Genomic DNA, 22,797 nt, shown 5'->3' on the forward strand with positions numbered 1-22,797 from the left:
TTTATGAAATGGATGATTGTCGAAAAGGCTGAAGAATTGGCACAAGTCACGTATCAACTTCTCAAAAATGAAATTCAACGGCAAGAGGAAGGGTTGACGATTGGGCTGGCGACAGGGAGTTCGCCTGTCGGCGTTTATGAAGAGTGGTGTCAAGATACATTAGACTGTTCGCACGTGACGACGGTCAACCTTGATGAATATGTCGGACTTAGCCCGACGCATCCGCAAAGTTATCACACGTTCATGAAGGAACATCTGTTTAATGCAGTTGCCTTCAAGACATCATATCTTCCATTCGGAGACACGGAAGATGCCCATGCAGAAAGTGAACGTTACGAACACCTGGTTCGTAAGCTTGGTGTCGATCTTCAATTGCTTGGAATCGGTTCGAACGGACATATTGCCTTCAACGAACCCGGCACCTCATTTGACGCGACGACCCACGTAACGAAGTTGACAGAATCGACGCGTGAAGCGAATCAGCGGTTCTTCGACAAGTTAGAAGATGTTCCGTCACATGCAATCACGATGGGGCTCGGTACAATCATGGAAGCGAAAAAAATCTTGCTCGTAGCCTCTAGTGCCAGAAAAGCAGAAGCCGTGCGCGATATGATGGAAGGTCCGGCGACGACCGATTGTCCGGCGACGATTCTCCAACGTCATGCTGACGTGATGATTGTCCTGGATGAGGAAGCTGCCGCCTTATTGTCTGAAGAAGCGAAACGTACTGGACGCGCAGCCTATACGAATTCTATAAAATGATTGACTACAGGAGGTACGTGATTCCGCTATGCGGTTTCCCGGACCTCTTTTTTCGCTAGGAGATACGATGTCTTTAGTGCATGGTGTTGCAAGCGTCATAGTTTAATCGAATCGTAAATTGACATTTCAGTAAATGTAGGGATAATGGAGATTAGCGCACTTTACAGAAAATTTACGTGAAAATGAGGGCTTGAACATGCAAACGAGATCAGCAAGAAAGAGGCAACCGAGCGCTGGTAAGATGTTCATAAAAGTGATAGCAGCACTTTTATTACTTCTAACAGTGATTGGTTCTGGTTATGCTGGAGCGGTTTTTATAAAAACACAAGAAACTTTAGCAAAAACACAGATTACAATCCCCGGCTCAAAAGTGAGTTCAAAATATGATGATGTCCCGTCTGAATCCTTCTTGATTTTAGGAACCGATGAAACAAAAGCAAGTAAAGATCGGAATGAACCGGCACGTTCTGACGTCATGATTGTCGGTATCTTGAATAAAGAGTCGGAGCAACTCGTTTTAACGAGTATTCCGCGTGATTCACTCGTCAACATCGACTACTCGAACTATGATGTACCTTATGGAAAAACAGGGGTCGAACAAGATAAGATTACCCACGCGCATTATTTTGGTTCGATGGATCAATCGAACTCATACAACGGGATTAAGTTAGCGCGTGAGACAACGGAGAATCTTCTTGGGATTCAAATTGATCATGTCGTCAAAGTAAATTTCCAAGGATTCGTTCAATTGATCGATGCATTAAACGGTGTCGATCTTGACGTCCGTTATGCATTTAAAGAACAAGATTCTGCACGTAAAGCAGATACGATTACCGTGAAAAAAGGGATGCAGCACCTGACGGGAGAACAAGCACTCGCTTATGTTCGTAACCGACATGATGATCCACTCGGTGACATCGGTCGTGGACAAAAGCAAATGCAAGTCATCCAAGCTGTTGCAAAAGAAGCCGCAAGCTTCCGCTCACTCGGTGCATACCGTGATATTTTGAACGCGGTCGGAGACAATGTTGAGACAAATCTCGGTCCAAATGACTACACGCGTCTCGCGGACTTCACGACAGCTTTACAAAATACGACGGAGTACCAGCTTGCTGGAGAAGGCTATATCGGAATCAGTGGGAAATGGGAGTATCATCTGGATCCGAATCAGTTAGAACTCGTCAAAAATAATTTAGCGCAAGCCATGCAAGGGCAAGAAGTTGCGCCGATTAAAGATGAAACAGAGTTACCGGCGGAAACGGACCAAACGACAGAAACCGATTCGACGATTCAATAAGTGCAAGTTCGATGCTCGAGCACGATTTAAAAGACCCTGCCGGCTTTTGCGGCAGGGTCTTTTTGTGATATTAAACATTAGCGGCGGCGTTCCATTTCAACAGTAAACGTATAGCGATCGCCCCGATAAGCAGAAATGACATACTCGAACGGTTGATCCGTCGCGAGGAAAGTCAATTGTTCAACCGACAAGACGGGCGCAGCTGTCGTCAGTCCGAGATGTTGCGCTTCTTCTTTTGTCGCGAGGCGTGATTCGAACGTCTGGCTTGCACGACCGAGGTTGAGTCCGCTTGCTTCAGCAAAAGCATAGAGTGACGCCGTCGCAACATCCTGATTCAATCCAGGTAACAACTGTTCCGGAATATAGACGGTCTCGAGCGCAAGCGCTTGTTCATCAGCGATCCGGAGTCGTTTCAATTCATACACGGTCGCGCCTTCACGAATTCCGAGTTTATTGGCAATCGTCATTTCGGCAGCAATCATCTGATACGACAACAATTCGCTTGCAGGTTCGAGCCCTAAATGTTCCATTTCTTCCGAAAAGCTTGTCAGTCCAGATAATTGCATGACGATTTTTTTATTCGCAACGAATGTGCCGCGTCCTTTTTGACGAATCAAATAGCCGGCGTTGACAAGATTCGTGATGGCTTGGCGGACGGTCATCCGGCTAATTTGATGGGCTTCAGCAAATTCGCGTTCAGAAGGAATTAAATCGCCGGGTTGCAACACCCCGCCTTCGATTTGTTGTTTTAATGCAGCTTCAATTTGATAGTAGATGGGGAGTGGTGAATTTTTATTGATGTGCTGAATCACGGCATTTCGTCCCTTCGCGGTCGATAGTCTTTCATCTAGTGTACTAGGAAATGGACAAGTCGACAAACGATACTAGGCGAAATATGGCATAATAGCAAATGAATAGATTGAGAAAGGTGGGGTAGACATGCGACTGGAGCAAATTTATCCTGCGGTCCGAAAGTTCGTGACACGCGTGACGGATGTTAAAGAAGAACACGGATACTGGGTTGCTTTAGAAGAAAGTTATTTTTATCCGGAGAGTGGCGGACAGCCGGCGGATCGAGGGACATTAAACGATTTGAAGGTTCGTGACGTTCAACTTAAAGCCGGTATCGTGTGGCATCAAGTTGATCAAAAAATCGAAGGTACTGTTACGGGCGTCATCGATGACGCCGTTCGGACGGATCATGCGGCACAACATACGGCGCAACACGTAATCTCAGCGATTTTACAGGACGAGTTCAATATCAAGACATTAAGTTTTCGGACGGGCTCTGAAGAATCGACACTAGATATTGAAGCAGGTGAATGGAATGATGCCTTGCAAGCGCGTCTTGAAAAAAGATTGCGTCACGTCATTACATCGGCGTTACCGATTACGGCGAACGAGTACGACGAGGCGGCGGCACTCGCACTGCCTTTACGTAAAACACCCCAAGTGACAGGAAAGATTCGTGTCGTCCAAATCGGTGAACTGGACTATAGCGCCTGTGGAGGAACACACCTCGAATCGACAGCTGATTTAGAATTGATTGTCTTGACAGGGCAGGAGCGGATTCGGGGGAATATTCGACTGATGTACGTCGCGAAAGGGCGCGCATTTGAGTTGTTAACGAAGGAAAGACGTGCCTTGCGTGAAGCTGCTCAATTGTTATCGGCTAAAAAAGAGCAGCTGCCGCAAGCCGTCGAAGAATTAAAACAAGATGTCGTTCGCTTGAATCGGATGATTGAAACAGTTCAAGCCGCACATGTCCGTACGGAACTCAATAAACTACTGGCGTCGACGGAGGATTGGATTTTCGTAAACCATGCTGAAGAGGCATTGCCATTCTCTGAAAAACTAGTCAAAGCGATTGCGGAAGCAGGACGTCTCGGACTCATTTGGAACGAATCAGCTAAAAAATTATTGATGCAAGGATCAAGTCCGGTCCACCTCGGGAAATTTGCCAAAGTCCATTTGAAGACGTTCAATGGACGTGGTGGTGGTAGCGAGCACGTCGCACAGGCGATGTTCAACACGCATGAGGATGCAGTTGCTTACATAGAACGATTGAAGGAGGAACAAGTAACATGACAGTGATTCAAGTAAAAACAGCAGAGCAGCACCAAGCAGTCCGAATGATTCGCGAACGGGTCTTCGTCGAAGAACAAGGGGTTCCTCGTAATCTTGAATATGATACCCATGACGAAACAGCGATTCACTTGCTTGTCCTTGACGAACAAAATCGTCCTGTCGCGACAGGGCGGACACGTCCTTACGACGATCAGCGGATGAAGGTCGAACGTGTTGCGACGCTAGCTGCGACACGTGGGAAAGGCTACGGCGGTGAGCTGATGCGAGCAATGGAACGTGTGGCGAGACGAGAGGGTCGGAGCATCTTGACGCTTGGTGCTCAAGTTCAAGCGATTCCTTTTTATCAAGGCTTAGGATACAACATCATGTCCGACGAATTTGATGATGCCGGCATCCCACACCGAACGATGGAAAAGAAAATTTAATTGAGAAATTTTAAAGAAATCCTGCAAAAAGGGTTTCTTTTTTTGAAAGTCTATGTATATATATAATTCATAATGAATTTTTATACAGACAGATGGATTCGAAATCAGGGAGGAATTAATAATGACGAAACAAAAATTAATTTTAGCGTATTCTGGGGGACTTGATACATCGGTGGCAATTAAATGGTTGAGTAAGGAATATGATGTCGTCGCTTTATGTATGGACGTCGGCGAAGGAAAAGATTTGACTGTCATCAAGGAAAAAGCGTTGCTCGTCGGAGCCGTCGAATCGATTGTTCTTGATGTCAAAGAAGAATTCGCAAATGAATTCGTCTTACCAGCACTTCAATACGGTGCCCACTACGAAGGCGCGTATCCACTGATTTCGGCACTGTCTCGCCCGCTGATTGCTGAAAAGCTCGTCGAAGTTGCGCATCAACATGGCGCAACGGCCGTTGCACATGGTTGTACGGGAAAAGGAAATGACCAAGTCCGGTTTGAAGTTTCGGTCGCAGCACTCGATCCTTCACTGGAAGTCATCGCCCCTGTACGGGAATGGAAATGGTCACGTGAAGAGGAAATCGCTTATGCAAAAGACAACAATGTCCCGATTCCAATCAATCTCGACAGCCCATATTCAATCGATATGAACCTTTGGGGACGGAGTAACGAATGTGGTGTCCTTGAAAACCCTTGGACAGAACCGCCGCAAGATGCTTATGCACTGACGGTCGCACCGGAAGAAGCACCGGATCAAGCAGAAGAAGTCATTATCGGTTTTGAAGCGGGTGTTCCGACTTCAATCAACGGAACAGTCTATCCACTGGCGAAGTTGATTACAGAACTCAACATCATCGCTGGGGCACATGGTGTCGGACGGATTGACCACGTCGAGAACCGTCTCGTCGGAATCAAATCGCGGGAAGTGTATGAATGCCCGGGAGCAACGGTCTTGCTAAAAGCCCATGTCGCACTCGAGACCATCACATTGACGAAAGACGTCGCTCACTTCAAACCGATTTTAAGTCAACAATATGCAGAAACAATCTACAACGGTTTGTTCCATGCGCCGTTAACGAAAGGCCTGAAAGCATTCTTAAAAGCGACGCAACAAGACGTCACGGGCGAAGTACGGGTCAAACTCTACAAAGGGAATGCGACGGTCACAGGACGTCAGTCACCGGTGTCACTTTATGACGAGAAGCTTGCGACGTATACGAAAGAAGATGCGTTCGATCATGAAGCAGCGAAAGGATTCATTAAATTGCACGGTCTTGCGATTGCGACACACGCAAGTGTTCATCGGCAGGAAGGCGTGACAAAATGACGAAACTTTGGGGCGGACGGTTTACAGAAGGGGCTTCCGCTCAGGCTGAAGCGTTTGGGGCATCGATTTCATTTGACCAAAAGCTTGCGGCAGTTGATTTAGAAGGAAGTCTCGCCCATGCCAATATGTTGTATCAACAAGGTATCCTAGAAGAGACGGAATGGAAAAAAATCGAAGCGGGTCTCAAGACGTTACGAGCTTCGATTGGAACACATGTCTATTCGCTTGCTGACGAAGACATCCACATGAATCTCGAACGGTTGCTGACGGAACAAATCGGACCGGTCGCAGGCAAATTGCATACAGCGAGAAGTCGGAATGACCAGGTTGCGACGGATTTACATTTATGGATGGAACAACATGTGGTTGATTTAATCGAAAGCCTACGCAACTTGCAGACGGTGATTACGGAACAGGCTGATGTACACATCGAAACCGTCATGCCGGGGTATACCCACTTACAGCGGGCACAACCGATTTCACTTGCACACCATCTACTCGCGTATTTTTGGATGTTCGACCGTGACGTAGATCGTCTGACAGATAATTTGAAACGGATTCGGATTTCGCCGCTCGGTGCGGGGGCACTCGCCGGGACGACATTCCCGATTGACCGTTTCAAGTCAGCGGAACTGCTCGGATTTGAGCACGTCTATCCGAACAGCCTCGATGCTGTATCGGACCGTGACTTCGTTATTGAATACCTCGGGATTGCTTCGACGGTCATGATGCACCTCTCACGCTTTTGTGAAGAAATCATCATCTGGGCGTCGCAAGAATTTTCATTCATCGAATTGTCAGATGCATTTTCAACGGGTTCGAGCATGATGCCACAAAAGAAAAACCCGGACTTTGCTGAATTGATTCGCGGAAAAACAGGGCGTGTCTATGGAAACCTGATGGGGTTCCTGACGACGATGAAAGCATTACCGCTCGCTTACAATAAAGACATGCAAGAAGATAAAGAAGGTGTCTTCGATACGGCAGATACCGTTTTACAATCCGTTCAAATCTTTACGGGAATGCTCGAATCGGCAACGTTTAAGACAGAAGCGCTCAAGAAGGCGACAATGCAAGACTTCTCGAATGCGACGGAACTAGCAGATTATCTCGTCACAAAAGGTGTTCCTTTCCGGGAAGCGCATGAAATCGTCGGAAAAGCGGTCCTCCATTGTGTTCAGACGAATTGTTTCTTAAAAGATTTAACGCTTGAAACGTATCAAACGTTCCACTCCGTCATCGCGGAAGATGTTTATCCGCTCCTCGACCCGGTGCAAGCAGTGGCAAGAAGAGGAAGTTACGGCGGGACAGGTTTTGCTGCTGTTTCTGTACAACTCAATCAAGCGAAGAAAAAACTCGCGGATTAACGGAAAAATGAAAAAAATTTAGCAAATGACTGGATTTAACAAAAAATGTTTGCTATAACTGTAACTAACAACCGACAGATAGAGGCGCGGATGACATCAGTAACATCATTTATTGAAGCGAGCATGCTGAGTGATGTGAAAGGGGAAATCCGCCGAAGTGAATGAGAAAGATGCTTCTTCTCATTTGCTGGTACAACGGTTAAGATCCGTTGTACTGCCGAAACCGATGTTTCGGAGCGCTATCTTACGTAAAAGAACGAAAGACTTTGTCTTCGTTTGTCCGATCGTGATAACGACGGGCCGTAGGAACGCTCCTACCGGCCCGTCGTTTTTTTCTGTTTCGGGACAAAGGAGATAGGATTGTGACAACTGTACTTAAATTTGGTGGTAGCTCGGTCGCGACTGTCGAACAGATTCAGTCAATTGCGAATTATTTAAAAAATCGGACAGAACAAGGTGAAAAATTAGTGGTCGTCGTCTCTGCGATGGGGAAGATGACAGACTCGCTCATCGCACAAGCGCAAGCAATCACGGATCGTCCTGAACGACGTGAACTCGATCGATTGCTCGCAATCGGCGAAGAACAAACGATTTCGTTACTCAGCATCGCCTTAAATTCCGTCGGAGTAAAAGCCTTATCACAAACAGGTGCGCAGGCAGGAATCAGCACGATGGGGGTTCATACGAAAAGTAAGATTAAACAAATTGACGGGGACTTGTTACGAAAGAAACTCGAAACCTATGATGTCGTCATCGTCGCCGGATTCCAAGGTGTCAACGAGCTCGGGGATGTTACGACACTCGGTCGTGGTGGATCAGACACAACGGCTGTCGCCTTAGCGGCCGTCCTTGATAAGCGCTGTGAAATCTATACGGATGTCGACGGTGTCTATATGGCGGATCCGCGGATTCATCAAGCGGCACAGCCGATTCCACAAATTTCATATGATGAAATGATGGAAATGAGTGCACTGGGATCGAAGGTCATGGAGATGCGCAGCGTTGAACTCGGGAAAAAATACGGCGTGCATATCTTTGTTGGGAAAACACTTGAATCGGAAAGAGGGACTTGGATCATGGAGGCAACAGAAACGATGGAACAAAAAGCAGTCACGAGCGTCAGTGTAACGAAAAATGTTTTGACGGTTTCAATCAAACACGTTCCACAAACCAATTCAGCAGTCGCCGACATTTTTGAATTGTTATCGAATCGCCATGTCAATATCGACATGATCAGTCAAACGACCTTTGATAGTGACGTGTTCCTTTCGTTCTCTTGTCCACTCGATGAAGAAGAGTTTCTCGAAGAGGCACTGAAAGATATCATCGATCGTTTTCCGACCGTTAAAGTCGATCGTCATAACGAGCATGCCAAGTTATCGGTCGTCGGAATCGGAATGCGTGACGCAACGGGCGTCGCATCAAAATTATTTGCGACGTTCCGTGCCGAGAACATCACGTTTTATCAAGTCACGACATCAGAAATCAGTATCTCGTATACAATCGCACAAGCAGATATCGAACGAACGGTCGCGGCGATCGCGAACGCGTTTAGCCTGTAAGGAGGAATGAACATGTACCACGTAGCAGTCATCGGTGCGACAGGCGCCGTCGGACAAAAGATGTTACAAGTCTTGAGGGAACTCGATTTTCCAGTCGGTCAACTGTCGGCGTATGCTTCAGAACGATCAGCAGGAAAAGTCGTTTCGTTTAATGGAACGGACGTAACGATTACAGCTTTATCGGAAGACATCATCCATCACGGGATCGACGTCGCATTATTCGCAGCCGGTGGAGCAATCAGTGAACAGTATGCCCCCTTGCTGGCAGAACACGGAACACTTGTCGTCGATAATTCAAGTGCTTTCCGGATGCAAGAGACGATTCCGCTCGTCGTACCAGAAGTCAATCCGGAAGCGGTCAGCAGCACCGACCGACTGATCGCTAATCCGAACTGCTCGACGATTCAATCCGTCGTTGCCCTGGCACCACTCAAACACTTAGGTTTTGAACGAATCACGTATACGACATATCAAGCAGTCTCCGGTTCCGGTCAAAAAGGAATCGAGGATTTAGCACGAGGCAGCCGCGGTGAAGAACCGGTCAACTATCCGCACCCGATTCATGATAATATCTTGCCGCATATCGATGTCTTCTTAGAAGACGGGTACACGAAAGAAGAGCAAAAAATGATTGACGAGACACGGAAGATTTTTAGCCAACCGAACTTACCGGTCAGTGCGACGTGTGTCCGTGTTCCCGTCACAAATTCGCATTCAGTTGCAATCAACGTGACGTTTTCAAACGAGACGACGGTCGAAGCGATTCGCACAGCACTTGCTGACGCGCCAGGCGTCGTACTGGTTGATGATGTTTCGCGAAATCAGTACCCGATGCCGCTTGATGCAAGCGGGACGGACGAAGTGTACGTCGGGCGGATTCGTCAAGATCAAACGCTCGCGAACACATTCCATCTGTGGTGTGTCGCGGATAACATTCGAAAAGGCGCGGCGTCAAATGCAGTCCAGGTCGCGCGTCATGCTTTAGAAAACGGCATCCATTCTTAATCATACTAAGGAGGAATTTAACATGTTCAAAGGAGCAGGAACAGCACTCGCGACACCGTTCAATTCAGCAGGTGAACTCGACTTAGTCGTTTTTGAACAGTTGATTGAACAGCAACTTGCAGCCAATATCCAAGCGCTCGTCGTCGCCGGGACGACAGGTGAAGGATCGACGCTTTCGAGCGAAGAGTTCGAAACGTTACTTGAGACAGCAGTCCGTGTCACGGCAGGTCGTGTTCCGGTCATTGCCGGTACGGGAACGAACAATACGGCACAGACGATTGAAAAAACGAAAACGGCTCAGCGGCTCGGAGCGGATGCAGCGATGCTCGTGACACCGTATTACAATAAAACGTCACAAGCCGGTTTGATTGCTCACTTTACCGCAGTCGCGGATGCTGTCGAATTACCCATCATGTTATACAACGTACCTTCACGGACGGGTGTCGCGATTGCAGTTGAGACAGCTGTGACACTCGCGGAGCATCCGAACATTCAAGCATTCAAAGAAGCGAGCGGGGATGTCAGTTTCATGGGTGAATTGATGACGGCACTCCCCGAAGGTTTTGCAGTCTTCTGTGGCAACGACGATCAAATCCTGCCGTACATGGCATGGGGAGCACAAGGTGTCATCTCGGTCCTGTCGAACCCGTACCCGGCAGAAACACAAGCGCTTGCTGAAGCCATGCTCGCAAACGACTTAGTGACGGCACGACGCATTCAAAGTGATTTAATGCCGGTCATTGCAGCGATCTTTAGTGACGTCAACCCGATTCCTGTTAAAGCAGCACTCGAAGAAATTGGGTTTGCAGTCGGTGCACCACGCTTGCCGCTCGTTCGTCAATCCGAAGCCGGGCATGCACACTTACTCGAGACGATGCATGCTTATAAAGGAGTGGTTCGATGAAGCTTGCCATTCATGGATATGGTGCGACAGGGCATTATGTCGAGGAATTGGCACCCGCTGAAGTCGTCGCCGTTATCGATCAGACGAAGTCAGCGGAGAAAATTCCTTCGTATCAAACGGTGTCCGAGCTAACAGAAGAAGTCGATGCCATCATCGATTTCTCTCATCCGAGCTTGTTGCCGGATTTACTGGCGTATGGCCTCAAAACGAAAACACCGCTCGTCATCGCGACGACCGGATTTTCGGAAGCGGAGTTACAAACGATAAAAGACGCTTCGACTGAAATTCCAATTTTTCAGTCGTACAACATGTCGTTCGGGATCGCGATGATGCAGCAATTGTTACAGGTGCTCGTACCACTCGCCAGTTCGTTCGATATCGAACTGTTAGAAAAGCACCACAATCAAAAGGTCGATGCACCAAGCGGGACGGCAGAACTCTTATTGCGGACGATTCAAGAACTCCGTGACGTCCAGCCGATCTATGAACGTGAATCGACACGGGAAAAACGCCAAGCGTCTGAGATCGGCATGCACTCGATGCGTGGTGGAACAATTTTCGGTGAACATGAAGTGTTGTTCGCCGGGGTCGATGAATTGATTGAAATCAAGCACACGGCATTATCAAAAAAAGTATTTGCTTCAGGTGCGATTAAAGCAGCCGAAGCACTCATTCAAAAATCGGCGGGACTCTACACGTTAGAGACGCTCTACTCACAGGAGGATTCACATGTTACTAACTGATGCTTACGAAATTGCGAAATTCATTAAAGATGCTAAAAAACAGACACCGGTCAAACTTTACGTCAATGGCGATTTAGCGGGCTTGACGATTGAAGGGGCGACAGCTTTCGGATCGGATGAATCAAAAATTTTCTTTGCAGATGCAGGACTTGCTGCGACTTTCTTAGAAAAGTATTCAGACCGGATCACGGACGTCCACGTCGAATACGATCGTCGGAACAGTGCTGTACCGATGCTTGACACACGTCACTTGAATGCGCGAATCGAACCGGGTTCGTGGATTCGGGATCATGTCGTCATCGGCGATAACGCCGTCATCATGATGGGTGCAATCATCAATATCGGTGCATCGATCGGAGATGGTACAATGATTGATATGAACGCCGTCGTCGGAGCACGTGGCACGATTGGGAAAAACGTTCATGTCGGCGCAGGTGCCGTGGTCGCAGGTGTCCTTGAGCCACCTTCAAAAACACCGGTCATCATCGAAGATGGTGTCTTGATCGGAGCGAACGCTGTCATCTTGGAAGGCGTTCGTGTCGGAAAAGATGCAGTCGTTGCAGCAGGCAGTGTCGTCACAGAAGACGTCCCTGCAGGTAGCGTCGTTGCTGGAACACCAGCACGCGTCATCAAACAGAAAGACGAAAAAACAGCAGAGAAGACGCAATTAGTGGATGATTTACGTTCACTCTGATTGACGTCGAAGAGGAGGAAAACACATGGCAGTGGATACACAGTATGGTGAAGCGATTTGGTTAGACGGGATTTTTCATGATCCAAAAGAAGCGAATACGAGCGTCATGTCACACGCGATTCATTACGGAAGTGGTTTTTTCGAAGGGATTCGTGCTTACGCGACGCCTGACGGTCCGGCAATTTTTCAATTGACGGAACACATCGAACGTCTCTTCCGGAGTTGCGCGTTCTATCACGTCACGATTCCATATACAGTGGAAGAACTTGTCCAGGCAACGATTGATCTCGTTGCGAAAAATGGCTTTGAGTCTTGTTACATCCGTCCATTCGTTTTCCTCGGTACACCGTGGCAAGCCTTGATGGCAAAAGATACGACGGTTCACGTCGGCATCTCGTGCTGGGAGCTTGGTGAATACTTCGATAAAGGTGTCGGCATTCGTGCGAAAGTCGCTTCTTATCGTCGGGTATCGTCAACGATGATGCCGATGCAAGCGAAAGCCGCTGCGAACTATATGAACTCACAACTCTTAAAAGGCGAAGCCCTTCGTGATGGATTTGACGAAGCAATCGCTCTTGATATGAACGGTAATGTCAGTGAGGCGAGCGTCGCGAACTTGTTCATGTTGAAAAACGGGACAATCTACACGCCGTCACTCGACTGTTCTGTCCTTGACGGCATCACGCGTCAAGTCATCATGCGCCTCGCGCAAGATCAAGGGTACCCGGTCGTCGAACGCCATATCGGGCGTGACGAGCTTTACGTCGCAGACGAAATTTTCTTAACAGGGACAGCGGCAGAAATCACGAGTGTTGGGGAAATCGACCATATTACAATCAACGGCGGAACACGGGCTGTCGCGGATGAATTGCTCGAGCTTTACCGACAAACGGTCTCAGGACAACTCCCGCAATATGCAGACTGGTTGACACACGTCACACCAGCGGTAGCTGAATGAATACACGTACACGCGTAACAATCGATCGGGAAGCGGTGCGACAAAATGTCGCATCGGTCTTCGCTCGATCGCAAAAACAGATTTTCGCCGTGGTGAAGAACAATGCCTATAACTTAGGTATGCTTGAAATGGTTGGGACATTGATGGAAGCGGGCGTGCATCATTTCGCTGTCGCTGAAGTTTATGAGGCAATTGAAATTAAAACGAATTTTCCAGACAGTTATGTCTTAGCGATGAATCCAGCGACTCAGTTCGAGGCGGCTCGAGACTATGGCATCGCGCTTGGAATCCCGTCGGTAGATTGGTTGAAGCGGTATCAAGCAGACCTTTCGAACATCGAACTCCATTTAAAGGTCAATGTCGGGATGAACCGTTTTGGTGTCAGTTCACTTGAAGAAGCGCAAGCAGTCCTTGAAGTAGTGCAGGAGCAACAGCTCTGTTTGACAGGGCTATATACACATTTTCCGCTCGCAGACGAGCCGGGAGCGGACCATGATGGACAAGTCGAGCGTTTCTTAGCGATTGCGAACGTCGTCCGGACACAACATGAATTTACGTACATGCATGCTGAAAATAGTGCGACGATCGTCAAACATGACGAACGCCTCGCCTTTTGTAACTATGTTCGTCCCGGTATCTTTTTGTTCGGTTATTCACCGATTGAAAAGATGGACTGGTTAGTCCCTACATTACGGATGACGACAGAAGTCGTTGAAATCCGTGAAGTTGGGGCGGACGAACACGTCGGATACGGCACGTCATACACGACGGATCAACCGCTTCGTGTCGCCGTCTTACCGGTCGGTTATGGTGATGGTGTCGTCCGAGGGCGGTCCGCTTTACCTGTATTGATTCACGGGAAACCGTATTCAATCATCAGTAAATTATTCATGAGCCATACGTTCGTTGCCGTTGATTCGACAGTCGAAGTCGGGGATGAAGTCGTCTTGTACGGGGACGGAATTGAAATCGACGACATCACACGAACGGGAACGGCAAATAATTCGGAACAGATGTGTGCACGCTCATGGCGATTGGCACACCGTTATCTATAAGGAGGAACTATTTATGTACGGAAGCTCGTATTTGACGGAACAAGACAACACGCTTCAAATCGATGGTGTCGCAGCAACAGATTTAGCAGCACAATATGGAACACCCCTTTACGTGATGGCAGAGCGTGAACTGACAGACCGTTTAGCGACCGTACGAGATGGTTTCTTAACGAAATACCCGAATACGTATGCTTCCTTTGCTTCAAAAGCGTTGACGATTGGTGCCGTCTATCAGCAAGTCGTACGTCACGGACTCGGAATCGATGTCGTGACGGGGGGCGAGCTTTACATCGCGCGTCAAGCGGGTGTACCGGCTGAACGAATCTATTTCCACGGATCAAATAAATCGACGCAGGATTTACGGTATGCCGTTGAAGAAGGTGTCGGAAAAATCGTCATCGACCATTACGGTGAGATTGCACAGCTCGAACAAATTGCAGCAGATGCTTGTCAGACGGTAAACGTATTGATTCGAATCGTCCCCCAGGTCATCGGTGGGGCACATACTAAAATTCAGACGGGCGGCGTTGATACGAAATTTGGGTTCTCGACCCATGATGCCTCGTATCTTGAAGCCGTTCGGGCAATCTTAGCGTCGGAACATCTTGTCCTGCTCGGTATTCATTGTCACGTTGGATCACAAATCCAAGATCTTTCGTTGTTCGAGCGGACGGCGCGGACGATGATGGGGTTTGTCGAAACGATTCGTCAAGAAACGGAATTCACGGCGAGCGAAGTCAACGTCGGCGGTGGATTCGGGATTGCATATACGAAAGACGATGTCCCGCTTGATTTTGAACAGACGATGGAGCACGTCATGGCAATCATCGAGGAAGAGTCGACACGACTTGGAATCGAACGTCCACGGATTGGGATTGAACCAGGGCGGTGGGTTGTCGCGAATGCTGGGACGACACTCTATACGGTCGGGGCGATTAAAGAAGTCCAAGGGGTTCGGACGTATCTGTCTGTTGATGGCGGCATGGCAGACAATATCCGTCCTGCGCTGTACGGTGCAGTCTACGAAACAGTCATCGCCAATCGGGTGACAGGAGCGCTGCGCGAAGTGACGGTCGTTGGTGCTGCTTGCGAATCCGGCGATTTAGTTGCAGAAAAAGCGCAATTGGCGGAACCGGCTAGCGGGGATACGCTGGCGGTCTTCGGGACGGGCGCCTATAATTTCTCGATGGCGAGCAACTACAATCAATTTTTACGTCCGGCAGTCGTCTTCGTCAATCAAGGGGAAGCGCGGGAAGTCGTCCGACGCCAAACATATGCGGATCTCGTTACGTGTGATCTCGGTCTAGAAAACGTACGATCTTAATAAACAGCAAGCCTTCCCCGTCGACCGAAACGAGGAAGGCTTGCTGTTTTAAATTTCAGGAGACAGGTTTATCTGCCGAAAGATGGTGTTTCGAAACGTTTTGAGGGAACATCAAGTCAAATTATTTGGATGGGATGACCAATACTTGTCCGATTGAAATCAAGCTGACATTCGTAATCTTATTCGCTGCTGCGAGCGAGCTGACTGTCACATTGTACTTACGGGCAATCGCATAAAGCGTATCTCCACTTTTGACGGTATAAGAAGTCATTGTTGGGGGAGGTGTTGTTGACGTACCGGGAATTTTCAACACTTGACCAACAGAAATCAAATTGAGGTTAGTGATGTTGTTTGCTGAAGCGAGTGCATTGACGGAAACGTCGTACTTCCGAGCGATAGAATAGAGTGTATCCCCGCTTTTGACGGTATAAGAAGTCGTTGAGGTTGGGGGAGGTGTCGTCGACGTACCGGGAATCGTCAAGACTTGTCCGACAGAAATCAGGTTAAAGTTGGTGATGTTATTTGCTTTAGCTAAAGCGCTGACAGAAATGTTATAGAGGTTTGCGATTTTATAGAGCGTATCGCCAGACTTGACGGTATACGTTTTACTACCTGAAGTCGGGAGTTGCAGTAATTCAGAAACCGTAACGAACGTATACCCTTTAGCTTTCAGTTGCGTAATCATTGAAGGAAGGGCGGTTGGGGTTCCGGATGCACCGGCACCCGTATGCATTAAGACAATCGATCCCGGAACGATGTTCGGAATGACGCGGTTCAAGATTGCAGTAGAACTGATTCCTTTCCAGTCCGTCGTATCGATGTTCCATTGAATCGTTTTCGTGTAACCCGCATTACCGACGGCTGCTAAAACAGCACTGTTGCTTGCACCAAATGGAGCCCGGAAAATTGGTTTTGTTGTCTGTCCCGTTAATGAGTTAAGCAGACTTTCCGTCCGTGTCAATTCACTTGTCATCTGACTTGCAGACAAAGTCGTAAAATCGGGGTGACTGTAGGAGTGATTTCCAATTTGATGCGTCGGTGTTGCGTTCGCGATATTTTTGATCGACTGCGGGTGATTCGCGGCCCCGGCACCGGTCAGGAAGAAGGTTGCTTTGACATTGTTACTTTTTAAGATACTGAGAATTTTACCGATGTTTGTACCGTCCGCCCCGTCATCGAACGTCAATGCCACCACTTTGTTCGTTGTCGAACCTTTCGTGACGAATGTTGAGCTAGCTGCTTCGACTGGTAGCTGATAACTGGACAATGGAATGAACATCAGTAACAAAACAACAAGTAACCGAAGCCATTTTTTACCCATCATGATTTCCTCCTTTTCAGTCCGCTGACACTTCCACAAACGCTTTACTTATCATTACCCTTTTTTAACAAAAAAACAGAACAATTCCCGTTTATTTCGAGATTTAAACAAAAAAACGAAAAATATTGTTTGAATTCAAAAAAAATAGGGAAAACATAATATATGGAAATAGTAAAAGGAGTGAAATATGGATGATCGAATTTAAAAATGTCGGGAAGCAATTTAAGGACAATGTTGTCTTAAAAGGCTTAACGCTAGAAATCAAAGCGGGTGAACTCGTTGTGTTCATCGGTCCGAGTGGCTGTGGAAAAACAACATCGCTCAAGATGATCAACCGTTTGATTGAGCCCTCTTCAGGAACGATTTTAGTGAATGGGAAGGACATCATGAAGACGGATACGATTGAACTGAGACGCCATATGGGCTACGTCATTCAACAAACCGGTCTATTCCCACACATGACCGTTCGTGAAAATATTCAATTGATTGCCGGTCTTGAAGGAAAAGATCACGATCAAATGGATCAACGGACAGAAGAACTTCTCCAAATGGTCGGCCTCGACCCGAAACAATTCATTGACCGTTACCCAAGCGAACTCAGTGGTGGACAACAACAACGTGTCGGTTTTGCCCGTGCATTGATGAATGATCCAGATGTTATTTTAATGGACGAACCGTTTAGTGCGCTCGACCCCGTTACCCGCAACGACCTCCAAGAAGAATTATTTAATCTCCAAGAAGAAGTAAAGAAAACTATCGTATTCGTCACCCATGATATGGATGAAGCGATCAAGCTAGCCGATCGGATATGTATCATGCGTGATGGGGAAATTGTTCAATTTGATACACCCGAAGAAATTTTACGACATCCAAAAGATGAATATGTTGAATCATTCATTGGAAAAAATAAAATTTGGAGTAGTCCGGCGTTCATTAAAGCAGAAGATATCATGATTGAAGATCCCGTCTCAATCAGTGGTAAGCGGACGTTGCTGCAAGGGATAGAAATCATGCGTGGACGAAAAGTGGATAGCCTGCTGATTACAGATCGTGATCGTACATTACAGGGAATCGTTAAATTGAAAAACATCCAAACGGTTTCAGATAAGAGTCAACGAATTGAAGAACTCATGGAAGGTGAACTTGTTGCCGTCGATGAACAGGATTCACTGCTTGATGTATTAGAAGTAATGAACCATGAAGAAACAGGTTATTTACCTGTAACGAACAAAGCCGGTCAATTACGCGGCTTGATTACACGAAGTAGCTTGCTTTCCGTCTTGAGTGAGCAGTTCATTCAGGAGGAGGAAGTGCAATGAGTGGGTTTTTTGACTATGTAAAAAATAACACCGATCAAATCTGGAACTTATTACTTGAACACTTACAGCTGACCGTATTTGCGGTCGTCATCGCAGTTATCTTAGGGATTCCGCTCGGTATTTTAATAACACGTTATCAACGGTTCGCTAAACCAGTCCTCGCCTTGACGAGTGTCGTTCAGGCGGTTCCGAGTCTCGCGTTACTTGGTTTCTTGATTCCGTTCATCGGGATCGGCTCGACACCAGCCATCATCATGGTTGTACTTTATTCTTTGTTACCTATCGTCAAGAACACATACACAGGTCTCTCAAGCATTCCAGGTGACATGCTTGAAGCGGCTAAAGGAATCGGTCTGACAGAACGTCAGATTCTAGGAAAAGTCCAGATTCCACTTGCCTTACCAATCATGATGGCCGGGATTCGGATTTCTGCCGTGACAGCGGTTGGATTGATGACGATTTCTGCCTTCATCGGTGCCGGTGGACTTGGTTATCTTGTCTTCTCCGGTATTCAAACCGTTGATAACAATCAAATTTTAGCCGGTGCGATTCCAGCAGGTATTTTAGCACTTGCGATCGACTTCATCGTCAGCCGGATTGAGTATTCGGTTGCACCAAGCGGCATTCCGCTTGCTGACGGTCGTATTAAAAACCGGAAACGTAAACGTCGTCAAGCGATGTCTGGTGCTAAAAAAATTGCCATCGCGAGTATCGTCGTTTTATTAATTGGTGGAACGGTTGCGTATTCGTTCTTGAAGCCGGATAAAATCGTCATCGGTTCAAAGAACTTTACGGAACAATTGATTTTAGGGAACATGTTGGCTGATTTGATCGAAGATAAGACCGATTTAGAAGTCGAACGTCAATTAAACCTCGGTGGTACAAAAGTTGCCTATGGTGCGCTTGAGACTGGAGAAATTGACGCGTATGTAGACTATACGGGGACGCTTCTGATCGATGTACTCAAACAAGAAGTAGAAACGGATCCAGAAGTCGTGTATGAAAAAGTTAAAAAAATGATTCCAGCGAAAAGTCAGGTCGATGTCCTCGATCCGATTGGTTTCAATAACACGTACGCATTAGCGATGACAAAAGAAGACATCGAAAAATATGATTTGAAAACAGTCTCGGATATGGCTGCTGTCAGTAATCGTCTGATTCTTGGTTCAACAATTGAGTTCGCGAATCGTGAAGACGGATACCTTGGCTTGAAAGAGAAATATCCGGACATGAAATTCAAAGATGTCCAGCCTGTTGATGGTGGGCTTCGTTATACGGCATTGACGAATGGAAAAACGAACGTCATCGATAGTTTTTCGACAGATGGATTGTTGAAGAAATTTGATTTGACGGTCCTTGAGGATGATAAAGAATTCTTCCCACCGTATTACGCGGTCCCAATCGTTCGTCAAGAAACGTTGGATGAACATCCAGAATTAAAAGAAGTTCTCAATATGTTAAAAGATAAAATCACGGATGAGAAGATGCAAGAATTGAACTTTAAGGCTGACGTCGAAAAAGAACGACCAGAAGATGTCGCACGTGAGTTCTTGATTGAAGAAGGTATGATTAAAAAATAATAAAAAGAGAGCCGAGGCGGGAATCCGCTTCGGCTCTTTATATGCGCGCTGACGCGCTATATCGTTTTGGAAAATAAGATCATTATTTTTTGATTCGACTAGCGAGCCAAGCGCGAACGGTGTTTTGCTGAATCATACACGTTCTTCCTCTCTTGGTTGAGTTGTTCCTGAACTCAAAGATTTTTGCTCGGCATCATTAACAATACGCTGTTGGACTTCAATCGTCAACCAATCTGCTTCGTGTTCAGGTAATGTAGGAAGACCATAACTTGGATTGCTCGTCGACAAAAATAAATCAGACATCAATCGCTCTGCGAATAATGGAATCATCTCATATCCCCCTCAATCTCGATTCATGTGCTACACCTTTAGTGTACGCGCAACATGTAAACGAACGAGAGGGGAAATGTTAAAAACAGATGAATATTGTAAGTGTTTTCACAAGGCTGTCATATCTTCAGATAAAGGTACACAATCAGCAGCGTACTGTTGTCCGCGCTTGATATATTTTTTGACAGTCCGCTCCATGATGAACCGGTCGTGATCATTGATTTCGCGAATGACTTTTGCAGGGACGCCCATGACGAGCGAATTCGGAGGAACGACCATTTTAGGTGGAACGAGGCTACCGGCAGCGACGAACGAACCTGTTCCGATTTCTGCTTCGTCTAAAATTGTTGCTGACATGCCGATTAATGCGCCTTTTCGAATGATGCCTCCGTGAATCATGGCCATATGTCCAATCGTGACATCATCTTCGATAATCGTTGAGTATTCCTCATATTGATGAATCATCGAACCATCTTGAATGTTAACCCGCTCCCCGATTGAGATGAGCCCTTCATCCCCGCGGATGACGGTGTTGAACCAGACACTTGAATCTTTCCCAATCTCGACTTCACCGATGACTTTTGCACCGTCTGCGATATATACGCTTGGATCGACCTTTGGAATTAAGTTTCCGACGCGATACTTCATGATTGCTTGTCCTCACTTTCGATTAAGAATTACCTCTTTTATCTTGAACTCCCGAAAAATAAATTGCAACTGCTTACAATCTAATTGTAAGATGGTAAAAATACCGGTCATTATAGGAGGATATAGGATGGATACTACAGTTCGGGCACGACTTATCGCGATTGCGGCGAAAAAACAGAAAGCGGCAATTGTCTATCAAGGCATTCAGGTCATTGATGTGATGACACGTGAGACCTATCAAGCGGATGTCGCAATCGATTCAGGCTACATCGCAGCCATTGGGGACGGCTATGAAGGTGAAGAGAACATTGACGGAACGGATCAATATATCGCACCGAGTTTCATCGATGGACACGTCCATATCGAATCTTCGATGGTGACACCGAGTGAATATGAACAGGCCATCTTACCGCTCGGAGTGACGACGGTAATCGCCGATCCACACGAAATTGCTAACGTCAAGGGAGCGGACGGTCTACAGTTTATGTTAGATGACGCGGAACAGCTTCGTCTTGATGTACGGATGATGTTACCGAGCTGTGTTCCGGCGACGTCGTTCGAACACGCAGGGGCGTCGTTAAAGGCAGCCGACTTAGCACCGTTCGTCAATCATCCAGGTGTCCATGGCTTGGGGGAAGTGATGGATTACCCGGCGGTCGAACGTGCCGATGCGGACATGCTACAGAAAATCGAGCAGATTGAAGCAGCAGGGAAGCTCGTTGATGGTCATGCAGCAGGTCTTGGTGCACGTGAAGTCAACATCTACGGGGTTGCCGGCATCCGGACGGATCATGAAGCGGTTACGAAAGAAGAAGCGCTCATACGTGCACGCAGAGGTCTGTATGTCGAAGTCCGTGAAGGATCGGCAGCCCGGAATTTAAAAGAAGTACTTGATGCCGTAACGGAAAGCAATGCGAGTCGCTTCTTATTCTGTACAGACGATAAACATTTGGATGATACATTACGTGAGGGAACGATCGACTACAACGTGCGCTATGCGATCGAGCATGGGATTAAACGGGAAACGGCATATGCGATGGCATCACTCCATGCAGCAAATGCCTATGCATTACAAGATCGCGGGGCAATCGTCCCAGGACGCCGGGCGGATTACGTTCTTTTGACGGATCCTGATCGTGTAGTGATTCGTGAAGTGTTCGTAAAAGGCGAATCGGTCGCTCGGGATGGTAAAACAATCATTACGTCTCCAAAAGTAACGGTCCCACCTAATTTGCGCGGTGAATTAAAAACGAAAGAAATCACGGACACAGTGTTTGAACTGCCACTCGCGCACCCGAAAGCAAATGTTATCGGAGTCATTCCGAAAAGCATTGTTACGAACCATCTCGTGTTGGATGTGCCCGTCGTCGATGGAATGTTTGTGCAGGATACAGCGCAAGATTTATTAAAGATTGCTGTCATCGAACGCCATAACGGAACAGACTTCTCAGCAGTTGGCATTGTCCAAGGCTTTGGTATGAAACGTGGAGCGATTGCCGCGACGGTCGCCCATGATTCACATAACCTCGTCATCGTCGGTACTTCAGATGCGGAGATGAAGCTTGCAGCAGAGCGTCTCGTTAAAGCGGGGGGAGGCGTCATCGCGGTCAAGGGTGAGGACGTCTTGGCAGAACTGCCACTTGAGATCGCCGGCTTGATGACGAGTCGTCCGTTCGAGGAAGTCGGAGCTACGTTAGAAAAGTTAAACGATGCACTGGATGTACTAGAAGCGGATCGTTCATTCAATCCGTATTTGACGATGTCGTTCCTTTGCCTACCCGTCATTCCGAACTTGAAATTGACGGACAGCGGACTGTTTGACGTCAAAACCTTCCAACATATTAAGACGCAGGCCCCAAAATAAAGAAACACGGATTAAAAAAGGTGAACACTCACTACGACTAGTGTTCACCTGCTTTATTGATTTCCTTCCCGCCTCAAATCCCATCATTCCTTTACATTTGTTATTGAATCTTAATATTTTCCAAGTTGAATCATTATCTGATCCTTGTTATAGTTGTTTTTATATCATCTGTGAAAAACATCACTTTTAGTGAAACTTTTTAACCCTTGATTCGTAAAATATAA

The 22,797-nt window shown here is 47.1% G+C and carries 21 protein-coding genes and 1 riboswitch; of the genes, 17 read left to right on the top strand and 4 right to left on the bottom strand.

What is annotated here, in order from left to right; genetic code table 11:
* The first annotated feature begins 3 nt into the window (after positions 1-3).
* Positions 4-762, top strand: a complete 759-nt coding sequence (nagB, locus tag KNP88_RS10795; RefSeq protein ID WP_214893724.1) for a glucosamine-6-phosphate deaminase — start codon at positions 4-6, stop codon at positions 760-762.
* Positions 763-958: 196 nt separating this feature from the next.
* The gene (locus tag KNP88_RS10800) at positions 959-2,059 is read left to right on the top strand and encodes an LCP family protein (RefSeq protein WP_214893726.1); all 1,101 of its coding nucleotides are present in this window, start codon (positions 959-961) and stop codon (positions 2,057-2,059) included.
* A gap of 77 nt (positions 2,060-2,136) precedes the next feature.
* Here the strand turns inward: KNP88_RS10800 and phnF are convergent, their stop codons facing one another.
* Entirely contained in the window at positions 2,137-2,871 is a 735-nt protein-coding gene (gene phnF, locus KNP88_RS10805; protein WP_088836299.1) for a phosphonate metabolism transcriptional regulator PhnF, read from the bottom strand.
* A gap of 127 nt (positions 2,872-2,998) precedes the next feature.
* Here phnF and KNP88_RS10810 point away from each other — a divergent pair, with 127 nt between their 5' ends.
* The 12 genes from KNP88_RS10810 (at position 2,999) to lysA (ending at position 15,511) form a co-directional block, all read left to right on the top strand.
* Entirely contained in the window at positions 2,999-4,147 is a 1,149-nt protein-coding gene (locus tag KNP88_RS10810) for an alanine--tRNA ligase-related protein (RefSeq protein WP_214893728.1), read from the top strand.
* Complete coding sequence (locus KNP88_RS10815; protein WP_029332617.1) at positions 4,144-4,572, top strand: GNAT family N-acetyltransferase; 429 nt, start codon at positions 4,144-4,146, stop codon at positions 4,570-4,572. Before KNP88_RS10810 ends, KNP88_RS10815 begins: the two co-directional genes overlap by 4 nt.
* 121 nt (positions 4,573-4,693) lie before the next feature.
* Positions 4,694-5,899: an argininosuccinate synthase gene (locus KNP88_RS10820; RefSeq protein WP_214893731.1), complete on the top strand. Its 1,206-nt coding sequence runs from the start codon at positions 4,694-4,696 to the stop codon at positions 5,897-5,899.
* Positions 5,896-7,266: an argininosuccinate lyase gene (argH, locus tag KNP88_RS10825; protein ID WP_214893733.1), complete on the top strand. Its 1,371-nt coding sequence runs from the start codon at positions 5,896-5,898 to the stop codon at positions 7,264-7,266. Before KNP88_RS10820 ends, argH begins: the two co-directional genes overlap by 4 nt.
* A 71-nt stretch (positions 7,267-7,337) precedes the next feature.
* Positions 7,338-7,516: riboswitch (Lysine riboswitch) on the top strand.
* Positions 7,517-7,628: 112 nt separating this feature from the next.
* Positions 7,629-8,828, top strand: coding sequence for an aspartate kinase (locus KNP88_RS10830; protein WP_214893735.1), 1,200 nt, complete (start codon positions 7,629-7,631; stop codon positions 8,826-8,828).
* 12 nt (positions 8,829-8,840) lie between these two features.
* Positions 8,841-9,833 (top strand): aspartate-semialdehyde dehydrogenase, encoded by a 993-nt coding sequence (locus KNP88_RS10835; RefSeq protein ID WP_214893737.1) that lies wholly within the window; start codon positions 8,841-8,843, stop codon positions 9,831-9,833.
* 22 nt (positions 9,834-9,855) lie between these two features.
* Positions 9,856-10,737, top strand: a complete 882-nt coding sequence (gene dapA, locus KNP88_RS10840; RefSeq protein WP_214893739.1) for a 4-hydroxy-tetrahydrodipicolinate synthase — start codon at positions 9,856-9,858, stop codon at positions 10,735-10,737.
* Positions 10,734-11,480 (top strand): 4-hydroxy-tetrahydrodipicolinate reductase, encoded by a 747-nt coding sequence (gene dapB / locus KNP88_RS10845; RefSeq protein WP_214893741.1) that lies wholly within the window; start codon positions 10,734-10,736, stop codon positions 11,478-11,480. The genes dapA and dapB overlap by 4 nt, the downstream gene beginning before the upstream one ends.
* Entirely contained in the window at positions 11,467-12,174 is a 708-nt protein-coding gene (dapD, locus tag KNP88_RS10850; protein WP_088836307.1) for a 2,3,4,5-tetrahydropyridine-2,6-dicarboxylate N-acetyltransferase, read from the top strand. Before dapB ends, dapD begins: the two co-directional genes overlap by 14 nt.
* A gap of 25 nt (positions 12,175-12,199) precedes the next feature.
* Complete coding sequence (locus KNP88_RS10855) at positions 12,200-13,132, top strand: branched-chain amino acid transaminase (protein ID WP_029332625.1); 933 nt, start codon at positions 12,200-12,202, stop codon at positions 13,130-13,132.
* Positions 13,129-14,187 (top strand): alanine racemase, encoded by a 1,059-nt coding sequence (gene alr, locus KNP88_RS10860; protein WP_029332626.1) that lies wholly within the window; start codon positions 13,129-13,131, stop codon positions 14,185-14,187. Before KNP88_RS10855 ends, alr begins: the two co-directional genes overlap by 4 nt.
* 13 nt (positions 14,188-14,200) lie before the next feature.
* Entirely contained in the window at positions 14,201-15,511 is a 1,311-nt protein-coding gene (gene lysA, locus KNP88_RS10865; RefSeq protein ID WP_214893743.1) for a diaminopimelate decarboxylase, read from the top strand.
* Positions 15,512-15,632: 121 nt separating this feature from the next.
* Here the strand turns inward: lysA and KNP88_RS10870 are convergent, their stop codons facing one another.
* Positions 15,633-16,832, bottom strand: a complete 1,200-nt coding sequence (locus tag KNP88_RS10870) for a LysM peptidoglycan-binding domain-containing protein (protein WP_214893745.1) — start codon at positions 16,830-16,832, stop codon at positions 15,633-15,635.
* Between the two features lie 191 nt (positions 16,833-17,023).
* Between KNP88_RS10870 and KNP88_RS10875 the strand changes: the two genes are divergently transcribed.
* Together KNP88_RS10875 and KNP88_RS10880 are read left to right on the top strand one after the other, a co-directional pair.
* Positions 17,024-18,151 (top strand): ABC transporter ATP-binding protein, encoded by a 1,128-nt coding sequence (locus KNP88_RS10875; RefSeq protein WP_029332629.1) that lies wholly within the window; start codon positions 17,024-17,026, stop codon positions 18,149-18,151.
* Positions 18,148-19,731 carry an ABC transporter permease/substrate-binding protein gene (locus KNP88_RS10880; protein WP_214893748.1) on the top strand — a complete coding sequence of 528 codons (1,584 nt, stop codon included), beginning with the start codon at positions 18,148-18,150 and terminating at the stop codon, positions 19,729-19,731. Before KNP88_RS10875 ends, KNP88_RS10880 begins: the two co-directional genes overlap by 4 nt.
* 132 nt (positions 19,732-19,863) lie before the next feature.
* Here KNP88_RS10880 and KNP88_RS10885 read toward each other — a convergent pair whose 3' ends face one another.
* The gene (locus KNP88_RS10885) at positions 19,864-20,061 is read right to left on the bottom strand and encodes a hypothetical protein (RefSeq protein WP_088836313.1); all 198 of its coding nucleotides are present in this window, start codon (positions 20,059-20,061) and stop codon (positions 19,864-19,866) included.
* Positions 20,062-20,169: 108 nt separating this feature from the next.
* Positions 20,170-20,709, bottom strand: coding sequence for a gamma carbonic anhydrase family protein (locus tag KNP88_RS10890; protein WP_088836314.1), 540 nt, complete (start codon positions 20,707-20,709; stop codon positions 20,170-20,172).
* Between the two features lie 127 nt (positions 20,710-20,836).
* Here KNP88_RS10890 and ade point away from each other — a divergent pair, with 127 nt between their 5' ends.
* Positions 20,837-22,573, top strand: coding sequence for an adenine deaminase (gene ade, locus KNP88_RS10895; protein WP_214893750.1), 1,737 nt, complete (start codon positions 20,837-20,839; stop codon positions 22,571-22,573).
* Positions 22,574-22,797 lie beyond the last annotated feature (224 nt).

This window comes from Exiguobacterium sp. H66 (assembly GCF_018618705.1).
In the GTDB taxonomy this organism is placed as follows: Bacteria; Bacillota; Bacilli; order Exiguobacteriales; family Exiguobacteriaceae; genus Exiguobacterium_A; species Exiguobacterium_A oxidotolerans.